Source organism: Aureimonas sp. AU40 (assembly GCF_001463785.1).
Classification (GTDB): domain Bacteria; phylum Pseudomonadota; class Alphaproteobacteria; order Rhizobiales; family Rhizobiaceae; genus Aureimonas.
In genome coordinates this window covers 18,006-39,836 of record NZ_BBWL01000061.1, presented here as the reverse complement: position 1 = coordinate 39,836, position 21,831 = coordinate 18,006, and the positions used below count along the sequence as shown (strand labels likewise).

Genomic DNA, 21,831 nt, shown 5'->3' with positions numbered 1-21,831 from the left:
CTGCCGCAGGATCGGGCGGGAGGGGCGGATCGTTGCGAAGGGCGGAAGCGGAAGCGGGGTGTCTGACTCTGGCCCTCGGTCCGCCCATGCCATCAGATTATACGGAGGCATCCTCCGTTTTCAAGAGTCGAGGAGTTCTAAACAAGGAAATGGTCTGCGAGGCGAACAAGGCAACGCGAAAACCCCGCGCGGATTCGCTCAAGAACCGCGAGCGGCTGCTCGTGGCCGCGGCGGAGGTGTTTCGCGCCGGCGGGGCGGGGGCGAGTCTGGAGGCGGTGGCGCGCACGGCGGGCGTCGGCATCGGCACGCTCTATCGCCATTTTCCGACGCGCGAAGCCCTGTTCGAGGCGGTCTACCGCCGCGAGATCGACCAGCTCTCCCTTTTGGCCGAGACGCTGGCGAGGGACGAGGCGCCGGTGCCGGCTCTACGGCGCTGGCTTCATGCCGGGGTCGGCATGGTGGCGACCAAGCGCGGCATGCTGTCCGCGCTCGCCATCGCCATGGACGGCGCCACCGATCTCCAGGCCTATTCGCTCCAGCATCTGACGCGCGCCATCGCCCTGCTTCTGGCGCGTGCCGTCGCGTCCGGCGCGATCCGCCGGGACATCGGCCCCGAGGACCTGCTGCAGACGCTGATCGGCCTTTGCCTCATGGGCAAGCAGCCGGGCGGGGAGGCCGGCACGATCCGGCTGATCGACGTGTTCGTGGACGGGCTTCACGTGCCGGCGGAGGGCGACAGAGCTTAGGGCCGGTCGATTGCCACTTGCCGCCTACCGTCCGGCGAGGGTCCGCTCCCGGCATCTGTCTTTCCGTCTCGTCCGGCGGAAAGGGACCGGCGGACAGTGCCTGATGGAAATTGATTGACGTCTGTCAGCGCGCCTCCGATAGTCCGGTCGGGAGGAAATCATCCATGCGAAGCCCCACGTTGCACGACGTGGCGCGCAGCGCTGGTGTCAGCTATTCGACCGCCGACCGCGTTCTGAATGGGCGTGGCGGCGTGGCGGAGAAGTCTGCCCTGCGCGTCCGGCACGCCATCGAGGCGCTCGGCTATGTCCGGGACATCCATGCCGCGAATCTGTCGCGCCGGCGCAGCTATCGCTTCCGCTTCTTCCTGCCGCGCGGCGACCATGGCTTCTTCTCCGTGCTGCGCGAGACGCTGGAGCGCGAGGCCGGCGCCCGCGCCGCCGAGCGGCTCGACGTCACCTGCCGGGACGTGCCGGCGCTGGACGCCAAGGCGCTGGCCGAGGAGCTGAGCCGGATCGAGGCGGGGGACTGCGACTGCGCCGCCGTGGTCGGCGCCGATTCGCCCGATCTGACGGCCGCGATCGCGCGGCTTCGCTCCATCGGCGTTCCCGTGGTCACGCTGGTTTCCGACACGGCGGACGAGGTTCGCAGCCTTTATGTCGGCATCAACAACCGCATGGCCGGGCGCACCGCCGGCCGGCTGATGCGCATGGCCCACCGCGCTAGGGCGGGCCGCATCCTCATCCTTCTCGGATCGCTCGGTGCGCGGGACCATCGCGACCGGCTGGAGGGCGCGCGCGAGATCATGCAGGCGCCCGGCTCGAAGCTCGACCTCCTGCCGCCGATCGAGGTGCGTGACCGGCCCGAAACCATGCGCGAGCGCCTGGGCGAGGCGCTGCGGCGGGATTCGGGGATCACCGGCCTCTACTCGATCGGCGCCGGCAACCGCGCCCTGGTCGGCTTGTTCGAGGGGCTGGAGGGGCCGCGCCCCTTCGCCGTGCTGCACGAGCTGACGCCGCTCAGCCGCGCCGCGCTGGAGGGCGACCTGATCGACGCGGTGATCGACCAGAAGCCGGCCGAGGAGATCGCCCGCGCGCTGGACGCCATGCGCGCCATCGCGGACGGCCGGCCGCCGCCGCCGACCGACATCGTGCCCACGATCTATCTCAAGGACAATCTCCCCGGCGCCGGCCGGGGGGACAATCTGCCCGGCGCCGGCCGCCCGGCGTCCTGGGCAAGCGACTTAACGACAGGCATCACGGGGAGAACGGGATGAAGACGATCAAGGGGCCGGGGCTTTTCCTGGCGCAGTTCGCGGGCGATGCGGCGCCCTTCAACTCCTGGGACGCGATCACCAAATGGGCGGCCGACTGCGGCTATGCCGGCGTTCAGGTGCCGACCTGGGACGCAAGGCTGATCGACTTGGCGAAGGCCGCCGAAAGCCCCGACTATTGCGACGAGTTCAAGGGCGTCGCGCGCCAGAACGGCGTCGACGTCACCGAACTCTCCACCCATCTCCAGGGCCAGCTCGTCGCCGTCCACCCCGCCTATGACGAGGCTTTCGACGGTTTCGCCGCGCCCGCCGTGCGTGGCAATCCGAAGGCCCGGCAGGAATGGGCCGTCGAGCAGGTGAAGCAGGCGCTTACCGCCTCGCGCAACATGGGGATCGACGCCCACGCCACCTTCTCCGGCGCGCTCGCCTGGCCCTTCGTCTACCCTTGGCCGCAGCGCCCGGCGGGCCTCGTGGAAACCGCCTTCGACGAGCTCGCCCGCCGCTGGCGGCCGCTCCTCGACCATGCTGAGGAATGCGGCGTGGACGTCTGCTACGAGATCCACCCCGGCGAGGATCTGCACGACGGCGACAGCTACGAGATGTTCTGGGAGCGCACCGGCAGGCACGCGCGGGCCTGCATGCTTTACGACCCCTCGCACTACGTGCTGCAGTGCCTGGACTATCTCGACCATATCGACATCTACAAGGATCGTATCCGGATGTTCCACGTGAAGGACGCCGAGTTCAATCCGACCGGGAGGAAGGGCGTCTATGGCGGCTTCCAGCCCTGGATCAACCGCGCCGGCCGCTTCCGCAGCCCGGGCGACGGGCAGGTCGATTTCGGCGCGATCTTCTCCAAGATGGCAGCCAACGACTTTTCCGGCTGGGCCGTGGTGGAATGGGAATGCTGCCTGAAGCACCCCGAGGACGGCGCGCGCGAGGGCGCGGCCTTCGTGCGCGACCACATCATCCGCGTCACCGAGCGGGCCTTCGACGATTTCGCCGGCGGGGGCACGGACGAGGTCGCCAACCGTCGCATGCTGGGGATTTCGTGATGGCGCCGCGCATCAGGCTGGGAATGGTCGGCGGCGGCAAGGACGCCTTTATCGGCGCGGTCCACCGCATCGCCGCGCGCATCGACGGCGAGTTCGAACTGGTGGCGGGCGCCCTGTCCTCGACCCCCGAGCGCTCGCGCGAGAGCGGCCTGGCGCTGGGGCTCGACCCCGCGCGCTGCTATGCCGGCTTCGAGGCGATGGCCGAGGCGGAGGCCGCGCGCCCCGACGGGATCGAGGCCGTGTCGATCGTCACGCCGAACCATGTCCACGGCGCGGCGGCGGCGGCGTTTCTCAAACGCGGCATCCATGTGATCTGCGACAAGCCGCTGACCGCCACCATGGCCCAGGCGACGGAGCTGGAAGAGGCCGTGCGCGCCTCCAAAGCCCTGTTCCTCCTCACCCACAACTACACCGGCTATCCCCTGATCCGGCAGGCGCGCGAGATGGTGGCCTCGGGCGCGCTCGGCCAGCTGCGCATCGTGCAGGTCGAATACGCTCAGGACTGGCTCACCGAGGCGAGCGAGGGAACCGGCACCAACAAGCAGGCGGAATGGCGCACCGACCCCGAGCGCTCGGGCGCCGGCGGCTCGATCGGCGACATAGGCACCCATGCCCACAATCTCGCCTGCTTCGTCACTGGCCTGAAGGTCGAGCGCCTGTCGGCCGACCTGCAGAGCTTCGTGCCCGGCCGGCGCGTGGACGACAACGCCCATATCCTCCTGCGCTTCGAGGGCGGGGTGCGGGGCATGCTCTGGTGCAGCCAGGTCGCGGTCGGCTGCGAGAACGCGCTGCGGCTGCGCGTCTTTGGCGACAAGGGCGGCCTGGAATGGGCGCAGGAGGAGCCGAACCACATGTGGTTCACCCGCTTCGGCGAGCCCAAGCAGCTGCTGACCCGACGCGGCGCGGGCGCGTCGGAGGCGGCCAACGCCGTCAGCCGAACGCCGGGCGGCCATCCCGAAGGCTATCTGGAAGGCTTCGCCAACCTCTATGTCGGCGCGGCGAGCGCCATTCGCGCGGCGGGCGAAGGGCGGCGCGATCCCGTGCTGGACGTGCTTCCGGGTCTCGAAGCCGGGCTGTCCGGCATGCGCTTCATCGACGCCTGCGTGCGCTCCTCGGGCGGGGATGCGGCATGGGTCACGCTCTAGCCCCGCCGGTTCTGGAGCTGAAAGGGGTCGGCCGAAGCTTCGGGCCGATCCAGGTCCTGCACGGCGTCGATATCCAGCTTCGGCCCGGCCGGGTCCATGCGCTGATCGGCGAGAACGGCGCCGGCAAGTCCACGATGATGAAGATCCTGGCGGGCTACCAGCCCGTCTCCAGCGGCGAGGTGCGGCTGGACGGGCGGCCCGTTACCTTCGCGGGGATGGACGAGGCCGAGCGGTTGGGCATCTCGATGATCCACCAAGAGTTCAACCTCGCCGACCAGCTCACCGTCGAGCAGAACATCTTTCTCGGCCGCGAGTTGAAGCGCGGCTGGCTGCTCGATAAGCCGGCCATGCGAAAGCGCGCCCGCGAACTTCTCGACCGGCTGGAGTGCCGCGCCGGCACCGACCGCGTGGTCTCCACGCTTTCCAATTCCGACAAGCAGATGGTGGAAATCTCCAAGGCCATGCTGCGCGAGACGCGGGTTCTCGTCATGGACGAGCCGACCGCCGTGCTCACGAGAGCCGAGACGGCGATCCTCTTGCGTCAGGTGCGGGCGCTGCGCGAGGCGGGCACCGCCGTGCTCTTCACCTCGCACAAGCTGGACGAGGTGGAGGAGATCGCCGACGATCTCACCATCATGCGCGACGGGCGCGTGGTCTGGAGCGGGCCGGCCGGCGAGATGGACCAGCACGCCATGGCCAACGCCATGGTCGGGCGCGAGATGTCGGACCTCTTCCCGCCCAAGACCGGGCAGCCGGGCGAGGTGGTCCTTTCGGTGCGGGACTTCGCCGTGCCCGGCTTTTCCCACGACATCACCTTCACCCTGCGCCGGGGCGAGATTCTGGGCGTTGCCGGGCTGATCGGCTCGGGCCGCACCGAGACTTTCGAGGGGCTCTGCGGCCTTCGCCCGGCGCGCGGCGTGGTGGAGGTCTTCGGCCGCCCGGCGCGGATCGAGCAGCCCTGGGCCGCCCAGGCGCTCGGCCTCTGCTATCTCACGGAGGACCGCAAGTCGCGCGGCCTCCTTCTGCGCAAGGGCATGCGCGAGAACCTGACGCTCCAGGCCCTGTCGCGCTTCGACCGGGGGCTGATCGACACCGGGGCCGAGGAGCGGGCGCTGACGGAGGCCATCCGGGATTTCGACATTCGCGGCCATCGCGGCGCGCTGGTCGGCAATCTCTCGGGCGGCAACCAGCAGAAGCTGCTCTTCGCCAAGGTGTTGCTCGCCGAGCCGCGCATCCTCGTCATCGACGAGCCGACGCGCGGCATCGACATCGGCACCAAGCAGCAGATGTACGGCTTCATCCGCCGGCTCGCCTCGGAGGGACGGGCCATCGTGGTGATCTCGTCGGAAATGCAGGAGGTGATCGGGCTGGCGGATCGCATCCTGGTGATGCGCCACGGCCGGATCACCGGCGAACTCGGGGCGGACGCCACCGAGGACGCCATCGTCAAGCTGGCCATGGGCGTCGCGCCCCTGCGCACCGAGGGGGAGACCACCGCATGAGCGAGACCACAGCCAAGGCGCCGCGCCGCATCGCCATGAGCGTGGTCGGCCCGATCCTGGCGCTGATCCTCCTGGTGGTCGCCGGCGCCCTGATGAACCCGAACTTCCTCGCCTTCGACAATGTCACCAACGTCCTGGCGCGCTCGGCCTTCATCGGCATCATCGCGGTCGGCATGACTTTCGTCATCACCGCCGGCGGGCTCGACCTCTCGGTCGGTTCCATGGCGGCCTTCATCGCCGGGCTGATGATCCTCGTCATGAACAAGGCGCTGCCGGGGCTCGGCGTCGGCGTGCCCATCGTCCTCCTCGGCATGGGCGTGGCGCTGCTCGCGGGGCTCGTCGCCGGCCTTCTCAACGGGCTCCTCATCACCAAACTCGGCATCGAGGCCTTCATCGTCACGCTCGGCTCGATGGGCATCTATCGAAGCCTCGTCACCTGGCTCGCCAATGGCGGCACGCTGTCGCTCGACTTCAGCCTGCGCTCCTTCTACCAGCCGGTCTATTACGGCGGGGTGTTCGGCATCACCTGGCCGATCATCGTCTTCGCGGTGGTGGTGGTCGTGGGCGAGGTCGTCATGCGCTCCACCGCCTTCGGCCGGCACTGCGCGGCGATCGGCTCCAACGATCAGGTGGCCCGCTATTCCTCGGTGCGGGTGGCCCGCGTGCGGCTCGCCACCTATGCCGCGCTCGGCCTGCTCGTGGGTGTCGCCACCATCATGTACGTGCCGCGCCTCGGCTCGGCCTCGTCCGCCACCGGCCTTCTCTGGGAGCTGGAGGCGATCGCCGCCGTGATCATCGGCGGCACGGTGCTGAAGGGCGGCTTCGGCCGGGTTTGGGGCACGGTGATCGGCGTCCTGATCCTGTCGCTGATCGGCAATCTCCTCAATCTCACGGACTTCGTCTCGCCCTATCTGAACGGCGCGATCCAGGGCGCCATCATCGTTCTCGCTGTGGTGCTGCAGCGTGAAGGCAAAGCCGGCGCATAAGTCGGCATTCAACGAACGGGAGGACCAACCTTATGAAACATCTCTTGCCCGCATTGGCGCTCACCCTTGCCTTGTCCGTGCCCGCCTGGGCGCAGGACGCGGCCAAGAAGGTGGTCGGCGTCTCCATTCCCGCCGCGACCCATGGCTGGGCCGGCGGCATGAACTACTTCGCGCAGTCCGCCATCGAGCGGCTGAAGACCACCTATCCCCAGCTCGACTTCGTGCTGGCCACCGCCTCCGACCCCGCCAAGCAGGTCAACGACATCGAGGACATGCTCGCCACGCGCAAGATCAACGCGCTGGTGGTGCTGCCCTTCGAGTCCGAGCCGCTGACCGGCCCGGTGCAGAACGTCAAGGCGTCCGGCGCCTGGGTGACGGTGGTGGATCGCGGCCTGTCGGTGGAGGGGATCGAGAACCTCTATGTCGCCGGCGACAATCCCGGCTTTGGCCGCGTCTCCGGAGAATACATGGCCTCGAAACTGCCGAGCGGCGGCAAGGTCGTCGTCCTGCGCGGCATTCCGACCACGATCGACAACGAGCGCGTGGCCGGCTTCCAGAAGGCCGTCGAGGGCAAGAACATCGAAATCCTCGGCATGGAGCATGGCAACTGGAACCGCGACACCGCCTTCACGGTGATGCAGGACTTCCTGTCGAAATATCCCAAGATCGACGCGGTCTGGGCGTCGGACGACGACATGGCCGTCGGCGTCCTGGCCGCGATCGAGGCGGCCGGGCGCAAGGACGTGCAGTTCGTGCTGGGCGGCGCCGGCATGAAGGAGATGATCAAGCGCGCCATGGACGGTGACAAGATGGTCCCGGCCAACGTGACCTACCCGCCCTCGATGATCGCGACCGCGATCGAGGTCACGGCGGTCGGCCTCGTCTCGCCCACGCCCGTGTCCGGCAAGTTCATCATCGGCTCGACCCTCGTCACCTCCGAGAACGCCAAGGACTTCTACTTCCCCGACAGCCCGTTCTGACCGGGTCCTGAAACGCGTTCATGGCCGGGTTCGCCCGGCCATGGGCTTCATTCGGTGGCCCGGCCATCGCTCCGTGGTGAGGCGGCCTTGCCAGAGCCAAGCGAAACGGGCCTCTTCGCGCTGCAGGCGCCCGCAAGAGCGCCACTGATCTCCCGGCGGCCGAGCCGCACCCTTTCGCGTTCGCAAGAAGACGAATGTCCGACACGCCGCCTCTCCCACGCCCGCCCGTACCCCATCTCCTGATCCACACGGACGGCTCCTGCGCCGGCAATCTCGGCCCCGGCGGTTGGGCCGCCGTGGTGCGCGTGAGCGACGAGAGCGGCGCCCTTGCCGAGCCCGTAATCCTCACCGGCCACGCGCCGCGCACCACCAACAACCGCATGGAGATGACGGCCGCGATCGAGGCGCTGCGGGCCTTTCCGGACGGGGAGGCGACGATCGTCAGCGACAGCCAGTATCTGATCAAGGGCATCACCGAATGGGTGCGCCCCTGGAAGTCCCGCAACTGGAAGAACGCCGCCGGCGCCAAGGTGAAGAACCGCGACCTCTGGCAAGAACTGGACGCCCTGACCGCCGGCCGAACCATCGCCTGGACCTGGATCAAGGGCCACGCGGGGCATGAAGGCAACGAAGAGGCGGATCGGCTGGCGAGCGCGGCGGGGAAACGAGCGGAATAGGTCAGGCTGTGAGCCGGGGCTTCCGAAAGCCTTGAGCGCCCATTCTCGCACCGATGACAAGCGCCGATCGTCGAGGTGACGCGCTCCGGCCTTCTCGTTGGAAGTGTCGCGCGGCAGGCAGGGGAATGGTCCTGCACGCGAGCCCGGGCCCGGCGCCACCGGGATGATGGAGTTAGAATCCGCTGATGAGCTCGACCTTCGAACCGTCGGAAAAGCGCGAGAAGCGGAAGGCGTGGGGATCGACCAGGGGCGGGCGATCCGTGACGATGTCGGCCATCAGGCGCCCGGCGGCCGGGCCGATGCCGAAGCCATGGCCGGAAAAGCCGGTGGCGATGTGGAAGCCGGGAATGGCATCGACGGGCGAGATCACCGGCACGGCGTCGGGCGTCACGTCGATATAGCCGCCCCAGCTCTGCGCGATCTCGGCCTTCTCGAACACGGGGAAGTTCTCGCGCAGCGCCTTGAAGGCGCCGTTGGCGATGGACTTTACGGGCTTGGGGTCGAGAACGCGGTTGTACTCGAAGGGCGAGGCCTCATCGAGCGCCCAGTGCCGGCCCATGCGCATCTCGTCGCTGAAACGGCCGCCGACGCGAAAGCGCAGCGAGCGCCATTCGGCGCGCAGCGCGGGCAGGAAGTCGCGCGCATGGCGGAACGTATCCGGCACGATGTCCACCACGTTCTCGTGGCCGGAGGCGACGGTGTAGCCGCCGTCTCGGCGCTTGCGGATGGCGAAGTCCTTCGCCCAGATCGCCTGGTCGGGTCCGCCTTCCAGCGGCTTGGTGCGCAGAACGCTGTTGAGCACCTTCAACTGCGGCAGGTCGATGCCGAAGCGGTTCGAGAAAAGGCTGGACCAAGCGCCGCCCGCCAGCACGACCTGCGAGCAGGCGATCGAGCCGCGCTCGGTGACGACGCCGGAAACACGCCCGCCCATGGTCTCGATGCCACGCACGGCGCATTCGGTCAGGACATGCGCGCCGCGCTCGCGCGCGGCTTCCGCGATGGCAGGCGCGGCCTTCTGCGGCTCGGCGCGGCCGTCGGTCGGCGTGTAGAGTCCGCCCTTCACGGTCATCCGCGAGTTGGGAAGCAGGTCATCCAACTCGCTCGCCGAGAGCATGCGATGCTCGATCTGGTAGGGCTCCAGATTGCGGCCCCAGCGCTCGTGCTCGGCCATCGACTGGTCGTCGGCGCAGGTGAAGACGATGCCGGCGCGGGTGTAGCCGGTCGGGCGGCCGATGCGCTCGTCCAGCCCCTGCCAGATGCGAAGGGCTTCGGCCATGAGCGGCACCTCGCGCGGGTCGCGGCGCGAGATGCGCACCCAGCCCCAGTTGCGGCTGGACTGCTCGTGGCCGATGCCGCCCTTCTCGCACAGCGCGACGGAGACGCCGCGCTCGGCCAGTTCCAGCGCCGTGGAGGCGCCGATGATGCCCCCGCCGATGACCACCACATCCACCTTCTCGGGGAGGTCGGCATCGCCGTGGAACGGATCGACATAGGGACCGGGCATATCAGAAGCTCTCCTCGAGCTGGCACTTCACGGCGAATTCGGCGACGCTGGCGGTGTTGGACAGGTTGACGAGCATGGAGACGATGGCGGCGAGTTCCGAAGCACTCGTCATGGCCGCCGGCTCGCGATCGGTGATCGTGGCGGCCGTGTCGGTGGCGACGAAGCTGGGGCAGACGGCGGTGGCGCGAATGCCCCGATCGAACCCGGACTGGCGAATGTCGTGCGCCAGCGCCACGCCGGCGAACTTGGTCATGGCGTAGAGGCTGGAGGCGGGCGACTTCACCCGCTGGCCCGACAGCGAGGCAAGCACGATCACCCGGCCCTGGCCGCCGGCGGCCAAGGCCTCGAAAGCCGCCTTGGCGAGGCGGCGCGGGGCCTTGACGTTGACCCCCAGCATCGCGTCAAGCTCTTCGTTCTCGGCGTCGATCACGCTTTTGGGGATCATAAGCCCGGCATTGGCGACGATGGCGTCAACGCGGCCGAACCGACTGAGCGCCGCCGACACCCACTCCGCCTCGCCGTCCGCCGCCGCCTCGTGGCGCTGGAGAGGGGTGCGTTCGGGGTCGGCAAAACCGGGCAGCGCCGGCTCGCGCATGCCGAGCGAGAGATGCCAGCCCTCGCTCGCCAGCCGTTCGGCAACGGCAAGGCCGATGTCGCGCGAGGCGCCGGAGATCAGCGCGACGCGGGCCGGGGCGTCGGCGGGGCGCGGGCTCACGCGCTGGCCCCCTTGTTGGCGACGATGCGCCAGTAGATCCGCCGCAGCTGGTTGACCAACTCGGCATAGTCCGCGTTGTCGGTGCCGGCGAAAAACTCGCGCGAGTCCTTCACGATGGCGCGCACCTGAAGGGCGAGCGCCTCGCCCTTTGGCGTCAGGAACGGTTCCTGCGCCCTGGAATCGTCGCCCGCCACCTCGCGCCTGAGAGGCCCGTGGCCTTCCATGTCGTCGAGGACGCAGCCCATGGCCGAGCGGTCCTTGAAGATGATCTCTGCGATCAGGGAGGGGCGGATGCCGGGATGATTGCCGACCAGAAAGAGGGTGGTGATCTTGCGGGTGCCGCGCGCGACGTCGAGACATTCCAGCCACCGATCGAAATCGCGCGTCACCGCGATGTCGATGCTGCGGATGGGCTTCCGACATCTTCAACCGCTTATCATACGTCGCTTTTTCGTATGCTGAGACGAGGTCCGACAGCAGGATCGGCGGCTCCTCCGCCGTTCCCATCAGGGCCGAGAACCGCTGCTGATCGTCAACCGTCCCCGTCTTCGTGGTCGGCTTGCCTTCCAGGCTGGAAGCGATCCTTTCCAGGCGAGCGATCCGCTCTTCGCGAGATCGCTCCATGAGATCCTTAGCCGGGGCCAAGGTGAAGCTTTCGAGGCGCGCGTGGGCGACGATCGCCCGATCGCGCTCCTGAGCGTCGGGCCCTGCGCTGTGGAGGAGCGAACGCCAATGGTCCTCGACGATGCGGTGCAAACGCTCGCGCGCGGCGACGGCTTCGCCGAAATCGGAGGTCTCGCAACTGAACCGGACCTTCGAGCGGGGATCGAGATCCTTGTCGCGGTCGGGGACGCGGCGCTCGTAGTACCAGATGCCCTCGCGCAGGGTCAGCCATTTGAGCTTTGGTTTCGCGGCCATGTTTGCGCGAATGTCTCCCGGTTTGTTCCCCGGAAAGCCCGAGATAACGGGACCGGCCTAGCGCGGATGTCGATTTTCTGGGGAAGTGCTTGCCACACAGTCGGTTGGGAATAAAGTTCTGTTTGGTCATGGCGGAGGGAGGAGGCGCAAGCGAACCTTTCTCCGAAGCCGGGTTCGCTGTTCATAGGGAATATACAGGGATAACCAGACATCAAGCAGAGTTCTGAACAAGGGGGCGGTTTCCGACTGCCAGTGTTTCCAAGGCTCAGCCCTCATATTCCCTAAGACAGCAACAGGGAAACTTGGACTTGTAACAGGCAGGACGCGGATAGGCTCATGCCCGCCTTCTTGACCCGGACGGCGTCGAGCGGCAGGGCGAGGCGATCCCGCAGGCGCGCGGCCGCATCTATAAGGAAAGCTACGCCGATCGCATCGAGCCGTTCGCTGATGTTGCGGCCCTGTTCCGCCGGGCCCGACATCACGGCTGGACGATCGTCCTCGCGACCTCCCGTCCCAACGAGGAAATCGAGCCGCACCTGGATCGGCTCGGAGTGCGCGACCTCGTCGACGCGGTGAAGGCGGCGGACGACGCCGAGCGCTCTAAACCGCTCTTCTTTATTTGGCATGTCGAGGTCAAGCGCTCCTGAACTTATGTCTCACCTTGACTGACGTGTGATCCCTTGCGGATCGCGCTTTTCTTCGGGCTCGACCCGGCCCGCCCCTCCCATGATGGGATCGGATAGAGCGAGGCGGCTCGATCTGTTGCGCTTGCCTGTCGTGCCATTGGCATGCTCGGCTCAAGAGTCGGTGCGAGCTTGCCTCGTTTCCCGTCCCGCAAGGGACACGTTTCCGCGGGTGCGGATGCTCGGCTGGTGTTTCCGTTCCCGAAGGCGTTCTTTTTTCAGGGCCTGCTCACGCCGTTGCCCGGGTCCATCGGAACTCGCTTCCCTCGACCCAGATGCTGTGAAAGATGACGGATAGTCGCCGGGACAACGCGACGAGGGCTCGTTTCATGCCGCGCCGTCTAGCCGGATTCACAGCTCGGGCCTTCAGCCAGGACCATGCCCGAACACGGGTCAGAAGCACGGTGGCCGCCTCGAACTGAAAGCCGCGCGCTCCGTTGCAGACGCTCCCTGCCGGTGGGAGCCTTCGCGGCATCGGCATGAGGTCAGTGAGGGTTTTGGGTAAGAGTTTGGCGTTCAAGGGCCGGCACTTTTGCTCCTGACATCATTCTGCTTTGCATGCGGCGGTACTGCCGCTATGCGCTGAGCTGTCGTGACCTCGGGAAAATAAGGGTTGAGTGTGGCCTGTCGGTGGACCACAGGCGGATAGGCTGCTTTAGGCGTCCTGTATGAGCTGCTTACGCAGGAAAAACCGTCGCTGACCGATTGGATGGTCCTCGATCGTGCCGAACACTTCGAAGCCACGTTTCCGGTAGAAGCCGAGTGCCTGGAACTCGTATGTATCGAGCCAAACGCCGATGCAGCCGCTCGCTCGTGCGATATGCTCCGCCTTGTCCATAAGGTCTGTTCCATGCCCTTGCGAACGTTGGTCTGAAGGTACGGCAAGAAGTTCCACGAAGAGCCAGTCGTAGGTAATCTTGCCGTACAGACCGCCGACTGTTGCTCCGCTCTCGTCGGTCAGGAGCAAGGCGACCGGACGATAACCGGAAGGACCCGCCATCTTTTGGTTGTGCTGGACCAAGACGTCCAAGATCGCCTGCTCATGCACCTGAGTCGGAGTATCGGGTATGGTTATCCTGAGTGTCATGTCGCACCGTGGGGTTGAGGAAAGCGAACGACGTGCTGTATCGGGCTTCGATCCTGGTGCTGGCAAGGTCTTGGAAGGGTCGTCTGCGGATGAAGCGTTCTCGGACCGCAGCTTCTCTCGTCGGAGACCGGCTCGAGACCGGGCGATGTGGGTGGACGCCAACACAAGTGGCGAGCCGTCGCCGCCAGTGTTCCTACTCGAGACCCGTTCGGGAGCTGAATGTCTGCGCCTGCATCACCACCAGACCGCCGAAGATCAGAAGGAGTCCCGCCAGGCGTTGAAGCGTCATCGTCCGTTGGGGAAAGCTGATCAGGCCCCCATGGTCAATCGCGACGGACGCGATCATCTGGCCGGCGATCACCGCCGTCACGAACCCGGCCGCGCCGAGCCGGGGCGCCACCAGTATAGCCCCGGTCACGTAGAACGCTCCGACGACGCCCCCGATCCAGATCCACCGCGGCGCGTGCGATAGGTTCGACAGGGTCGGCAGCTCGACTCTCGCGATGAGGAGGAGCGGCAGAACGCACGCCATGCTGATGGCGAGCGACATCAAGGTCGCCCAGAGAGGGTGCCCGAGGGTCCTGCCCAGGGCCGCGTTCGCGCCGGCCTGAAACGGCACGGCCGCGCCGGTCACGATGGCGCAAAGGATCAGGAAAAGAGAATGGGCTTGCATGATGAACCTCCATGTCGTCTCGCTATGCGATCAGGCGGACGGATGGAAATTCGATCTTGGCAGCTTTGGTATGAGCGATGTGAATAGTCTGCGTGGGATCGACCTGAACCTCCTCGTCGTGCTCCAGGCCCTCCTGACGGAGCAGCACGTTTCGCGTGCGGCTGCCCGACTCAATATGAGCCAGCCGGCTGTCAGCCACGCCCTCGGCCGCCTGCGGGAGTTGTTCGAGGACCCCCTCCTGATACGGCAGGGACGCAGGCTCACGCTGTCCGCCAAGGCTAGGCAACTTGGCCCGCCGCTGGCACAGGCGATCCGACACATCGCCGACGTGGTGGGGCCGGGAACGTTCGATCCGGCGAGCGAGCGCATGACCTTTCGGTTGGCGATGTCGGACTACGGATCGTCCGTCGTCCTGCCGTCCCTGATGCGGGCCATGCGCCGTTTTGCTCCCAACGTCTCCCTGAGCGTCACGCAAGCCGGCCGGGAGGCCATGCTGCGTCAGGTTCTGGAGGGCGAGATCGATCTGGCCTTCGGCGTTTTCCCGAGTCAGCCCGATCGGATCGAGCACGAGGAGCTGTTCACGGAATCCTTCCTTTGCCTGTCGGACGCGGGACATGCGCCGGCAGCGGCCATCTGGGATCTCGACGCCTATCTCGCCCGGCCGCATATTCTCGTTGCGACCTCGGGAGAGGGGACGACGGAGATCGACGCGGCACTGCTGTCAATCGGGGTCACTCGTGACATCGCGATGGTTCTGCCGCACTGGAGTGCCGCACCTCGTCTCGTGCACGGCACCGACCTCCTTCTGACGATCGCCAGCCGGGCGCTCGGGACCTTTGAGAACTTGTCGGGAATCACGGTTTTCGAACCGCCGTTTCCGATCGCAACTTTCTCCTTCAAGCAGGTCTGGCACGAGCGCAAGAACGCGGATCAGGCGCATCGCTGGATGCGAAACCTCGTGCAAGAGTGCTGTTAAGCTCGCGGCGTAGTCGACATGCACCAACAGCGATCGTGCACCGCTCGAGGCTCACAGATGGAGCCTTGGCGAATGGGCCGAGCACATAGCAAAATCGCTCTTTGACGTGCCGTCGACCGCACCGGGGGGTACTGAACGTCCGAACGTCAGCAGCACGAAGGTGCGTCGGCTTGACGCGTGCTGCCGCAGAATCTGTGAGAGACAGTTCTCGAAAAGAGCGCCTCCTATCTCTTGCGCGATGAACGCCGAGCGCGCAGCAAGTCCAGCGCGTCCGCGTTCGCGCGTCCCCAGTCGTAGAGAAGCTCGACGGGCTCGACGAATCGCAGCCCGAGATCGGTCAGGCGGTATTCAACGGCGGGTGGGATCGTGCCTTCCACATGCCGCGTGACGAGTCCGCTCTCCTCCATCTCACGCAGCGTCTGCGTCAGCATCTTCTTGGAGATGCCCGGCAGGCTGCGCAGGAGGACGCCCGTTCGCGCCGACCCGCCATGGCGTGCGTGAAGCGTATGCAGGACCATGCTCGTCCACTTCGTGGCGAAGAGTTCGAGCACGCGGCGCGGCGCGCAGTCCTCGCGCCAAGCCTCGTCGGGCGTTCCGGGTCGCATGGGTGGGTACCTCTTGGTGCCTATGTCCCCAAATGGTGCCGTCTGGACGCATCTCGCAAGCCCTCCTAGCTCTTGGTCCCATGAGAAGGACAACGGCATGACACGAACGGCATTGGTTGTGGGTGCGAGCGGCATCGTCGGTAGCGCAACGGCGGCGCTTCTTCTGGAGAAGGATTGGACGGTTCACGGGCTCGCCCGCCGCCCCGTCGAACAGGCAGGTGTTCTGCCCGTGGCAGCCGACCTTCAGGACGCTGCGGCCACAGCGGTCGCGCTGAAGGATCTGAAGCCGGACGCGGTCTTCATCACGACATGGCTGCGCCAGGACACCGAGGCTGAGAACATCCGCGTCAATTCGGCTATGGTGCGCAATCTCCTCGACGGACTACGGCCGGCCGGATCGGTGCGCCATGTTGCCCTGGTCACGGGCCTCAAGCACTATCTCGGACCCTTCGAGGCATATGGAAAAGGTGCCTTGCCCCAGACTCCGTTCCGGGAGTCTCAGGGCCGACTGGACGTGCCGAACTTTTACTACGCGCAGGAAGACGAGGTTTTCGCCGCCGCCAAGCGCGATGGCTTCACCTGGAGCGTCCACCGTCCCCACACGGTGATCGGCAAGGCCGTTGGCAACGCGATGAACATGGGCACGACGCTGGCTGTCTATGCCACCCTCTGCCGTGAACGCGGCCGACCTTTCCGCTTCCCGGGCTCGGCCGCGCAGTGGAATGGGCTCACCGACATGACCGACGCCCGCCAACTCGCCCGGCAGCTTCTTTGGGCCGCCGCGACGCCGGAAGCGGCGAACGAGGACTTCAACATCGTCAACGGCGACGTCTTCCGCTGGAGCTGGATGTGGGGCCGCATCGCCGATTGGTTCGGGCTTCAGGCCGCCCCCTTCGACGGGACGCTGCGCCCGCTGGAGGATCAGATGAGGGACGATGCGCCGGTGTGGCAACAAATCGCCGAGCGGGAGGGGCTCACCGAACGCAACCTCTCGCGCCTTGCCTCCCCTTGGCACACGGACGCAGATCTCGGTCGACCGATCGAGGTGGTGACGGACATGGGCAAGAGCCGACGGCTCGGTTTCCTCGACTACCAGGCTACGGACGATGCCTTCATCGACCTCTTCGAGCGCTTACGTGCCGATCGGTTGATCCCGTGAAGAGACGCGAGAAAGCGCTGCATTTAGAACGCACCGCATGATGGTTGAGCACGTCGTCACGTTCTCTGCACCAGACATGAGATCGGCTATGCTGACGTGCTCGATCTGCGAGGGCATTACGCCGACGCTTGCCGAAATATGCGCGATCTGGTGCTCGATCGTGATGGGCGTCTCGACCGCCTGAATGATCCTTTGCCCGATCGATCTACCCTCCAGAGGGTCTGCGCTACCAGGGAGAAGGACGGCGAACTCGTCGCCGCCCAACCGGGCGATAAGATGGCTCGGATCGACGAGGGCCCGCACGCGCTCGGCAGCCACGCGCAGAACCTCATCGCCGCCCGAATGCCCGTGCCGCGTCGTTGACGCTCTTGAAGCCATCCAGATCGAAGACGAGAAGCGAGAAGTGCAAGCCGCCCGCCTGGTTCTGTTCGACTAGTTCGGCGAGCGTGTCGTGAAAGCGGGGACGGTTGGCAAGGCCAGGCAACGCATCGGCGAAAGCAAGCGATCGAATACGTGCCTCTCTGCGCAGACGCTCGCTCTGATCGCGAAAGGCGATGACGGTTCGCAGCCGTCCCGCCAGCCGCACGTCGCTGCGCAGCACGCGAACGGGTACGAGATCGCCGAACACCGAGACGAGATCGGCATCCACTTCCTCGCGCTGAGAGAGGCTCAGGCAGTCGAACTTGGGCGACGACATAGGCATCGATGCCGTAGGTAGCCCAAACAACCAAGCCAGCGAGAATGTCGCCAGCGACTTGTGCCAGGACAGAGATCGGCACCTTCGGCCAAGGGAACTTGCCGGCGACGGCCAGCCCAATGGTCACGGCGGGGTTCACGTGGGCGCCGCTGATATGCCAAAGAGCACCGACTATGGCGATCAGCGCCAAGCCGAACGACAGGGCAATGGATAGGGGTCCGTAGGCCGGAGCGGCGGTGTTGTCGCCCTGGGTGTCCGCTGTCGCGACGGCTGTGCCAACAAGCACGAGGATGAACGTGCCGACGAACTCGGCCAGGGCGCGGACATCAGCGGCACCGGAGCCAGGAACGGCAGCGGGTCCCGTTCTGTCGGCGTCACCACTTCGCCATTTCGTCGTCGTTCGGCATTCGCCCATGCGGTGTCATCCGGTCTACGACACCCGGCAGGACCCTGGACAGTTCTGTCAGGAGATCGCCTCGCTCCATTCCCGTCTGCCGGGAAAGGTCGTCGACCGTTCCATGACCGATGGCCTCGCCGAGCTGGTTTGGTGAGATCTCATGGTTCTGGTCCGGCCCCATCCACGACTGAAGAATGTCGCCGTGCCCTGCACGTTGGAAGCTTTGGACGAGGCTGCCAAGGCCGCCCATGCCGCCGCCCGGCATCGACATGGACCCGGGGTTTCCGCCTCCGGTCAAGCCGCCGAGCAGATCGCCGAGGCCTCCGGTTCCCCCGGCACCCTGGCGACCCATGGCCCCGGACAGCGCCCCGGACGAGAGAAGTGCCATCAGCGCCGTCATCAGCGGCGACGAGCCGCCCTGTTGCTGGCCTGCGCGTGAGCCCAGGGCTCCGCTCAACACCTGATCGAGAAGTCCCATGGCGATGTTCCTTGAAAGAGGGCAAAACGGGCAGGGTCGGCGCGTGCGCCGACCCTGTTCGAAATAGGTCTTAAACGCCGCGGCGGGCCCGCTCTTCGGCGGTCAGGCCTTCGTCCGTCCGTAACTTGCCCGTGCGCTCATCCTGGATGTCGACCTCGGTGCGGCGAACCGTGTCGGACACCGTTTCCGTACGGTCGGACACATGCTTGGCGAGATCGATCTCCTCGACGACGCGAGCGGTCTTCGAGACCACAGCCTCCTCGGCGGTCTCCTCCAACTCGATCGTCTGGTCCTTGAATGCATCGTCGAAGCTGGCGACGGGACGATCGACGACGCGGCGCTGGATGTCGATACGCTCGCTGCGCAGGTTCACGTCCTGACTGACCGCTTCCTCCACGACATAGGAGCGGACACGCACCCGGCCGTGGCTGACGTCGCGCTTGCCCACCTTCAGGTTCTCTTCCATGACCTCGATGGTGCCGTCGCGGTCGGCGGCGGTGCCGAGATGGGCCGAACGACGCGCGGCACTGTCCTCGGTGCGCGCGGAGCTTTCCGTCGAGCCGGCGCTGCCGACCGCCATGGCGGACTCCGTACGGACCGGTGCGACGTAGCCCGTCTCAGTGCCGGACCAGCCCTCGGACTTCCAGCTCGCCTCGCGCTTGTCCATGTCGACCGTGCCCTCGTCGTCAAGGATATCGAGGATCGCGTCGCGGTTACCGACGGTGGTCGGTACCGAGACGAGGTAACCGCCCCGGCGCAGGCCCTCCGCATAGGAGTGGCGGTCCTCGTCGGGCATGAAGAAGTCGCCCAGGGACTCGAAGAAACTGCGTTCGTGGATCGGCGCTGTGGTCGCAGGGGAGGTGCTGGTCTCGGCGCCGTCCACGATCTTGATCGCGCTGCGGGATACGCCTGCCGCGACGATCCGCTCGATCGCCGCATCGGCGTCGCTTCGGCTGTCGAAGAAGGCGGTGACGGTCTGGCTGAAAGTCATGCCTTCGCTGGCGGAAATGTTGGACATGGGTTCATTCCTCATTGGGCTGGGTGATGGCTGGACTGCCGACGGGGAGCCGCTCGATGACGGCCCGCTGCCTTCGAACCGACACGGGCAGCCGAACGCTCTCGCTCGTCGTCTCGTGGCGGATGTGGAGTTCCTCGACGAGGCGGATGCGTCGTTCGACGACGAGCACCTCCTCGAACACCGGGACGATTGTGACATTGCCCTCGACGCGCGTTTGCGGGATCGTCTCGACGATGCGGTCGATGGCGACCCGTTCGACCACGGCCTTCGTGCCCGACAGGTCCGCTGCGACCTCCTCGTCGAAGGACTCGGTCACGGTCCGGACCGACAGCGACCCTGTGGTCACGACCCGTTTGGAAACCACGGCGAACTCTTCCAAGAGTTCGATCGTGTCGGTCGCCCTAACGACCTCCGTCTCGCAGACCGGGTCTTGGTCGATCATGGCTCGGCTCCGATGGGCAACGTGGATCGCTCAAGGCTGGCGGTTGCTGACCACCAGCCTCGTGACGTCGATTGTCAGACGCGGCGACGCGTCGGGACGATGCGGTCGGCGGTGGCGGCATGGACGGATCCCGTCGTATCGCGGACGGAACTGGCGTGGTCGGTCATGGCAGTGACTTTCGGATTTCGGGACAGCGGGCCGACACATCCGAGCGCCGGCGTTCCGTTCAGGAGTGCGGCCCGGGTCCCTGCGAGACACGGGCGGATGATGTCAGACTGGCTTGTCGGGATCGGGGATGGGGGCGTGGGCGGGACCGGGAGTGCCTGTCTGGCCCGACTTCTCGCGAGCGCCCTCGTCCTCGATCTGCTTGTCGCCGATCAGCTTCCCGATCAGTTCCTTCACCGATCCGGCGACCTGTCTCCTGCGGCTCGGGTCGCGGTCCTTGCCCATATCCGTTCCTTCCCCGTTTCGGGTGAGGTCCGGTGGAGCCCGAGAGTTCGAGTGCCTGCGGATAAGAAACTATCTGGTGCGGCCGTGCCCGATCACACAGACGTGGATGAACCAGTTGACCTGGTTACTTCTGTCTTTTCTTGCCTTGTTTGGACGCGGTTCTTCCCGTCAGGCCGCGTTCACGGGCCCAAACTACCGCCGCACTCCGCCTGGCGACGCGAATCTTCCGGTAGAGCGAGCCGAGATGGTTGCGGACGGTGTGCCGCGACAGGTTGAGCGTCGAGGAGATTTCCGCGTCGGTCATGCCTTCGCAAACGAGTTCGAGAACCTCGCGTTCGCGACCGGACAAGGCCTCGAGCCCGGCCCCGGTTTCCAGCCCCTTCGAGCCGTGGCGGGCGATGGCCAAGCGTTCGACGATCTTTTGGCTGAACCACGTCGCGTCCGTCATCACCGCGTCGATGGCCTCGACCAGCTCGACCTCGGTGCGCTTGAGATCGGTGACGTCGGAGATGACGGACAGCACGCAAGGGACGTCGTCGATCTCGATGCGTTCCGCCGACAAGAGGCAGTCCGCCTGCGATCCGTCGGCTCTCCTGAGTTCCAGCGCGAAGGAGCGCACCGATCCGACGTCCGTCATCGCGGCCTCGAACGCGCTGCGTGCCGCAGGGTCCGTCCAGAGCTTCAGGTCGGGCGCCGAGCGGCCGATCACGCTTTCCGAACCGTATCCGGTCAGGTCCTCGAAGGCGGCGTTGACCTCGACATAGCGAAAGCCGTCGAGGCGACTGATGGCCGACGCCACCGGCGACAGCTTGAACGCCTTGGAGAACCTCTCCTCGCTTTGGCGCAGCGACTTCTCCGCCCGCCGCCTCGGTTCGAGATCGGCGAACGTGAACAGCATGCAGGGCTCGTCGTTGAGTTCGATCCGCTGCCCGGCGACGATCACGCATTTGGTCGACCCATCCGGAAGCGTCAGGTCGGCCTCGTTCTGCGAGATGGTACGACCTTCATGGAGGCGCTCCAGCGCCTCGTCGCGTCCCCGCGATCCCGCTAGGACATCGAACTCGGTCGCGGTGCGTCCGATCACGTCGTCCTTGGAGAAGCCCGTCATGTCGAGAAAGCCCCGGTTGACCCGGACATGGCGCTGGTCAGCGATACGACAGATCATGGCGGGCGCGGGATTGGCGTTGAAGGCGCTCTCGAACCGGTCTTCCGCGTCGTAACGCGCGGTCTCGTCCTCTACGATCAGGACGACGAAGTCGGGTTCGCCGTCATCCTTGGTGATGACCTGGAAGCGCAACGCGTGGACGCGGGACTGGTCTGGCGTTCCGTCAACCCGGACTTCCACGACAATGGGTTCCGACTGCTCGCCAGCAAGAACACCCTCGATCGACAGCCCTGTTCCTCGCACGGGATGCTTGTTGCGATAGGTCAGCCGGAAGCGCTTGCGATAATCGTCGACGTCGCAACCGAGATCCTCGATGCGCTCGGCGCCGTGCATCGTCAGGGCGGCGTCGTTGGCCCAAAGCACACGCTGGTCCAAGCCCAAAAGGATGACCCCGTCACGCAGCCCCGAGATCAACTGGTGAAGTTGGCGGCGGTCGGGATCCGTCTCCGTCTTGGGGTTCGCCATGACATCTCATCCTTGCTCCGGCTCTCGAATGCCGGGA

General features: G+C 66.3%; 24 protein-coding genes and 1 pseudogene. 11 read left to right on the top strand and 14 right to left on the bottom strand.

From position 1 onward, the window contains the following. Positions 1-149 precede the first annotated feature (149 nt). From AUL32_RS23830 to rnhA, 8 genes are all read left to right on the top strand, one after another. Positions 150-746 (top strand): TetR/AcrR family transcriptional regulator, encoded by a 597-nt coding sequence (locus tag AUL32_RS23830; RefSeq protein ID WP_062120933.1) that lies wholly within the window; start codon positions 150-152, stop codon positions 744-746. A 164-nt stretch (positions 747-910) separates the two neighbouring features. Continuing rightward, positions 911-2,020, top strand: a complete 1,110-nt coding sequence (locus AUL32_RS23825) for a LacI family DNA-binding transcriptional regulator (protein ID WP_082660098.1) — start codon at positions 911-913, stop codon at positions 2,018-2,020. Continuing rightward, positions 2,017-3,072 carry a sugar phosphate isomerase/epimerase family protein gene (locus tag AUL32_RS23820; RefSeq protein ID WP_062120930.1) on the top strand — a complete coding sequence of 352 codons (1,056 nt, stop codon included), beginning with the start codon at positions 2,017-2,019 and terminating at the stop codon, positions 3,070-3,072. Before AUL32_RS23825 ends, AUL32_RS23820 begins: the two co-directional genes overlap by 4 nt. Further along, the gene (locus tag AUL32_RS23815) at positions 3,072-4,217 is read left to right on the top strand and encodes a Gfo/Idh/MocA family protein (RefSeq protein ID WP_210177815.1); all 1,146 of its coding nucleotides are present in this window, start codon (positions 3,072-3,074) and stop codon (positions 4,215-4,217) included. The genes AUL32_RS23820 and AUL32_RS23815 overlap by 1 nt, the downstream gene beginning before the upstream one ends. Beyond that, entirely contained in the window at positions 4,202-5,719 is a 1,518-nt protein-coding gene (locus tag AUL32_RS23810) for a sugar ABC transporter ATP-binding protein (RefSeq protein WP_062120927.1), read from the top strand. The genes AUL32_RS23815 and AUL32_RS23810 overlap by 16 nt, the downstream gene beginning before the upstream one ends. Further along, entirely contained in the window at positions 5,716-6,705 is a 990-nt protein-coding gene (locus tag AUL32_RS23805) for an ABC transporter permease (protein ID WP_062120924.1), read from the top strand. Before AUL32_RS23810 ends, AUL32_RS23805 begins: the two co-directional genes overlap by 4 nt. Positions 6,706-6,737: 32 nt before the next feature. Continuing rightward, positions 6,738-7,685, top strand: a complete 948-nt coding sequence (locus AUL32_RS23800) for an ABC transporter substrate-binding protein (protein WP_061973677.1) — start codon at positions 6,738-6,740, stop codon at positions 7,683-7,685. 194 nt (positions 7,686-7,879) lie between these two features. After that, positions 7,880-8,362, top strand: a complete 483-nt coding sequence (rnhA, locus tag AUL32_RS23795) for a ribonuclease HI (protein WP_062120922.1) — start codon at positions 7,880-7,882, stop codon at positions 8,360-8,362. 172 nt (positions 8,363-8,534) lie between these two features. On the opposite strand, the gene AUL32_RS23790 is transcribed toward rnhA, so the two are convergent. The 3 genes from AUL32_RS23790 to AUL32_RS23780 are packed head-to-tail and all read right to left on the bottom strand — an operon-like array spanning position 8,535 to position 10,970. After that, complete coding sequence (locus AUL32_RS23790; protein WP_061973681.1) at positions 8,535-9,866, bottom strand: NAD(P)/FAD-dependent oxidoreductase; 1,332 nt, start codon at positions 9,864-9,866, stop codon at positions 8,535-8,537. 1 nt (position 9,867) lies between these two features. Beyond that, positions 9,868-10,581, bottom strand: coding sequence for an SDR family NAD(P)-dependent oxidoreductase (locus AUL32_RS23785; protein ID WP_062120919.1), 714 nt, complete (start codon positions 10,579-10,581; stop codon positions 9,868-9,870). Further along, a complete protein-coding gene (locus AUL32_RS23780) occupies positions 10,578-10,970 on the bottom strand; it encodes a MarR family winged helix-turn-helix transcriptional regulator (protein WP_244493254.1) in 393 nt (130 codons plus the stop codon). Before AUL32_RS23780 ends, AUL32_RS23785 begins: the two co-directional genes overlap by 4 nt. Before the next feature lie 912 nt (positions 10,971-11,882). Here AUL32_RS23780 and AUL32_RS26495 point away from each other — a divergent pair. Continuing rightward, on the top strand, positions 11,883-12,146 hold the full coding sequence (locus tag AUL32_RS26495) for an HAD family hydrolase (RefSeq protein ID WP_082639153.1): 264 nt from the start codon (positions 11,883-11,885) through the stop codon (positions 12,144-12,146). Between the two features lie 691 nt (positions 12,147-12,837). On the opposite strand, the gene AUL32_RS23770 is transcribed toward AUL32_RS26495, so the two are convergent. Beyond that, complete coding sequence (locus tag AUL32_RS23770; RefSeq protein WP_062120917.1) at positions 12,838-13,269, bottom strand: GNAT family N-acetyltransferase; 432 nt, start codon at positions 13,267-13,269, stop codon at positions 12,838-12,840. Positions 13,270-13,462: 193 nt separating this feature from the next. Next, positions 13,463-13,942, bottom strand: a complete 480-nt coding sequence (locus AUL32_RS23765) for a DMT family transporter (protein WP_062120914.1) — start codon at positions 13,940-13,942, stop codon at positions 13,463-13,465. Here AUL32_RS23765 and AUL32_RS23760 point away from each other — a divergent pair. Next, on the top strand, positions 13,941-14,918 hold the full coding sequence (locus AUL32_RS23760) for a LysR family transcriptional regulator (protein WP_244498037.1): 978 nt from the start codon (positions 13,941-13,943) through the stop codon (positions 14,916-14,918). The genes AUL32_RS23765 and AUL32_RS23760 overlap by 2 nt on opposite strands. A gap of 224 nt (positions 14,919-15,142) precedes the next feature. Here AUL32_RS23760 and AUL32_RS23755 read toward each other — a convergent pair whose 3' ends face one another. Then, positions 15,143-15,523: a winged helix-turn-helix transcriptional regulator gene (locus AUL32_RS23755; RefSeq protein ID WP_062120912.1), complete on the bottom strand. Its 381-nt coding sequence runs from the start codon at positions 15,521-15,523 to the stop codon at positions 15,143-15,145. 97 nt (positions 15,524-15,620) lie between these two features. Between AUL32_RS23755 and AUL32_RS23750 the strand changes: the two genes are divergently transcribed. Then, complete coding sequence (locus tag AUL32_RS23750; RefSeq protein ID WP_062120909.1) at positions 15,621-16,682, top strand: SDR family oxidoreductase; 1,062 nt, start codon at positions 15,621-15,623, stop codon at positions 16,680-16,682. Here AUL32_RS23750 and AUL32_RS26350 read toward each other — a convergent pair. The 8 genes and pseudogenes from AUL32_RS26350 to AUL32_RS23715 form a co-directional block, all read right to left on the bottom strand. Continuing rightward, a complete protein-coding gene (locus AUL32_RS26350; protein WP_062120906.1) occupies positions 16,656-17,000 on the bottom strand; it encodes a diguanylate cyclase domain-containing protein in 345 nt (114 codons plus the stop codon). The genes AUL32_RS23750 and AUL32_RS26350 overlap by 27 nt on opposite strands. Before the next feature lie 10 nt (positions 17,001-17,010). Next, complete coding sequence (locus AUL32_RS26345; RefSeq protein ID WP_192847524.1) at positions 17,011-17,331, bottom strand: diguanylate cyclase domain-containing protein; 321 nt, start codon at positions 17,329-17,331, stop codon at positions 17,011-17,013. A 70-nt stretch (positions 17,332-17,401) separates the two neighbouring features. After that, positions 17,402-17,794 (bottom strand): annotated as a pseudogene (locus AUL32_RS26490) (aquaporin); the annotation flags it as partial. Further along, a complete protein-coding gene (locus AUL32_RS23735; RefSeq protein ID WP_062120900.1) occupies positions 17,754-18,254 on the bottom strand; it encodes a YidB family protein in 501 nt (166 codons plus the stop codon). The gene AUL32_RS23735 and the pseudogene AUL32_RS26490, both read right to left, overlap by 41 nt. 70 nt (positions 18,255-18,324) lie before the next feature. Further along, positions 18,325-19,272 carry a YsnF/AvaK domain-containing protein gene (locus AUL32_RS23730; RefSeq protein WP_244498036.1) on the bottom strand — a complete coding sequence of 316 codons (948 nt, stop codon included), beginning with the start codon at positions 19,270-19,272 and terminating at the stop codon, positions 18,325-18,327. 4 nt (positions 19,273-19,276) lie between these two features. After that, entirely contained in the window at positions 19,277-19,714 is a 438-nt protein-coding gene (locus AUL32_RS23725; RefSeq protein ID WP_062120897.1) for a DUF2382 domain-containing protein, read from the bottom strand. A 270-nt stretch (positions 19,715-19,984) separates the two neighbouring features. Next, complete coding sequence (locus AUL32_RS23720; protein WP_062120894.1) at positions 19,985-20,164, bottom strand: CsbD family protein; 180 nt, start codon at positions 20,162-20,164, stop codon at positions 19,985-19,987. Between the two features lie 124 nt (positions 20,165-20,288). Then, positions 20,289-21,794, bottom strand: coding sequence for a helix-turn-helix transcriptional regulator (locus tag AUL32_RS23715; RefSeq protein WP_062120891.1), 1,506 nt, complete (start codon positions 21,792-21,794; stop codon positions 20,289-20,291). Positions 21,795-21,831: the final 37 nt, after the last annotated feature.

Excerpts from the sequence above, each read along its gene's own strand:
- AUL32_RS23720 (WP_062120894.1), bottom strand. The coding sequence starts at position 20,164 with ATGGGCAAGGACCGCGACCCGAGCCGCAGGAGACAGGTCGCCGGATCG.
- AUL32_RS23815 (WP_210177815.1), top strand. The coding sequence starts at position 3,072 with ATGGCGCCGCGCATCAGGCTGGGAATGGTCGGCGGCGGCAAGGACGCC.
- AUL32_RS23715 (WP_062120891.1), bottom strand. The coding sequence starts at position 21,794 with ATGGCGAACCCCAAGACGGAGACGGATCCCGACCGCCGCCAACTTCAC.
- AUL32_RS23820 (WP_062120930.1), top strand. The coding sequence starts at position 2,017 with ATGAAGACGATCAAGGGGCCGGGGCTTTTCCTGGCGCAGTTCGCGGGC.
- AUL32_RS23800 (WP_061973677.1), top strand. The coding sequence starts at position 6,738 with ATGAAACATCTCTTGCCCGCATTGGCGCTCACCCTTGCCTTGTCCGTG.
- AUL32_RS23765 (WP_062120914.1), bottom strand. The coding sequence starts at position 13,942 with ATGCAAGCCCATTCTCTTTTCCTGATCCTTTGCGCCATCGTGACCGGC.
- AUL32_RS23830 (WP_062120933.1), top strand. The coding sequence starts at position 150 with ATGGTCTGCGAGGCGAACAAGGCAACGCGAAAACCCCGCGCGGATTCG.
- AUL32_RS23805 (WP_062120924.1), top strand. The coding sequence starts at position 5,716 with ATGAGCGAGACCACAGCCAAGGCGCCGCGCCGCATCGCCATGAGCGTG.
- AUL32_RS23810 (WP_062120927.1), top strand. The coding sequence starts at position 4,202 with ATGGGTCACGCTCTAGCCCCGCCGGTTCTGGAGCTGAAAGGGGTCGGC.
- AUL32_RS23750 (WP_062120909.1), top strand. The coding sequence starts at position 15,621 with ATGACACGAACGGCATTGGTTGTGGGTGCGAGCGGCATCGTCGGTAGC.
- AUL32_RS23725 (WP_062120897.1), bottom strand. The coding sequence starts at position 19,714 with ATGATCGACCAAGACCCGGTCTGCGAGACGGAGGTCGTTAGGGCGACC.
- AUL32_RS23825 (WP_082660098.1), top strand. The coding sequence starts at position 911 with ATGCGAAGCCCCACGTTGCACGACGTGGCGCGCAGCGCTGGTGTCAGC.
- rnhA (WP_062120922.1), top strand. The coding sequence starts at position 7,880 with ATGTCCGACACGCCGCCTCTCCCACGCCCGCCCGTACCCCATCTCCTG.
- AUL32_RS23755 (WP_062120912.1), bottom strand. The coding sequence starts at position 15,523 with ATGCGACCCGGAACGCCCGACGAGGCTTGGCGCGAGGACTGCGCGCCG.
- AUL32_RS23730 (WP_244498036.1), bottom strand. The coding sequence starts at position 19,272 with ATGTCCAACATTTCCGCCAGCGAAGGCATGACTTTCAGCCAGACCGTC.
- AUL32_RS23770 (WP_062120917.1), bottom strand. The coding sequence starts at position 13,269 with ATGACACTCAGGATAACCATACCCGATACTCCGACTCAGGTGCATGAG.
- AUL32_RS23790 (WP_061973681.1), bottom strand. The coding sequence starts at position 9,866 with ATGCCCGGTCCCTATGTCGATCCGTTCCACGGCGATGCCGACCTCCCC.
- AUL32_RS23735 (WP_062120900.1), bottom strand. The coding sequence starts at position 18,254 with ATGGGACTTCTCGATCAGGTGTTGAGCGGAGCCCTGGGCTCACGCGCA.
- AUL32_RS23760 (WP_244498037.1), top strand. The coding sequence starts at position 13,941 with ATGATGAACCTCCATGTCGTCTCGCTATGCGATCAGGCGGACGGATGG.